Annotated in this window: 2 protein-coding genes; both read left to right on the forward strand. The window is 58.0% G+C overall.

Going from position 1 to position 1040, the window contains the following annotated elements; genetic code table 11:
- Positions 1 to 144: 144 nt before the first annotated feature.
- Positions 145 to 474, forward strand: a complete 330-nt coding sequence (locus CSC78_RS18735; RefSeq protein WP_162339385.1) for a DUF4326 domain-containing protein — start codon at positions 145 to 147, stop codon at positions 472 to 474.
- A partial coding sequence (locus CSC78_RS18740) for a hypothetical protein (RefSeq protein WP_162339386.1) occupies positions 471 to 1040 on the forward strand: 570 nt, incomplete at its 3' end. The genes CSC78_RS18735 and CSC78_RS18740, both read left to right, overlap by 4 nt.

Consider the following 1040-nt stretch of genomic DNA (forward strand, 5'->3'; position numbering starts at 1 on the left):
GGTCAGCACTTCACGCGAGACCGGCGCGGATATTGTCCTGTTACTAGCTCCCGGCAAATCGGGTGATGACGTTCCGGACGATGAAATTCGCAAGGTCATATCCGCAGCAGAACTCACCGCCAAGCCCGGCGCGGAGGGGGTGAAGTGACGGTTGAACGCATCCAGCTACGACGCGCCAAGGGATGGCGCATGCCTGCCGATACGGTGAAGGTGGATCGCACCACCAAGGGGGGAAACCCCTTCATCGTAGGCAAGCACGGCACGCAGGCCGAATGCGTCCGACTGTTTGAATTGACCGTCGGCGGCTATATCGCCCTGGGCACTGACAACTTTGATGAGCAGGTGGCCGTGCGCGATTACGTCGTGGCGAACCGTGAGCAACTGCGCGGAAAGAATCTCGCTTGCTGGTGCCGCATCGGTACACCGTGCCACGCAGACCTATTGATCCAAATCGCAAACAAGGAAACCCCATGACGACCGAGCTGGTGGAGTTGGCGCCGTGCATCTGCGGTGCTGTTGTCGATCAGGACGAATGTCCGTATCCGAGCGGCCCATACATTCTCGGCGGCGGGGAGCGTCAGTTGTACAAGGTCTCCTGTACCGGAGGCGCTTGCGGCTGGATGTGTGTTGGCTACGGTGCAGCCGGCGCACGCAAAGCCTGGAACACCCGCGCCCTCGCCTCGCGGGCTGGTGGGTGGAGGCCGATTGAGAGCGCGCCGAGAACAGGTATTGCGGTCCTGTTGTTCCAGCCATGGAAGTCAGGCCGCAACTGTGCGGTGATCGGCCACTACGCAAACGGATGGGTCGGCAGCGACATCGAAGATTTGCAGCAAAAAAAAAACACGCAAAGCCGGACTGCCGAACGTCAAAAGAAACACGATGACGTAAGAGATTTTAATGACGTACATAGACGTCAATTCCTACCACGGGACGGTAACGAGCTTCAGTGTGGTGTGCGAAATGACCTTTCTCATGGGTGCGATGATAAGCACAATACAGGAGAGTATCTCCACGTTCACGTTGTAAGGCGAGCTTACGTT

The organism is Pseudoxanthomonas japonensis, assembly GCF_010093445.1.
Classification (GTDB): Bacteria; Pseudomonadota; Gammaproteobacteria; order Xanthomonadales; family Xanthomonadaceae; genus Pseudoxanthomonas_A; species Pseudoxanthomonas_A japonensis.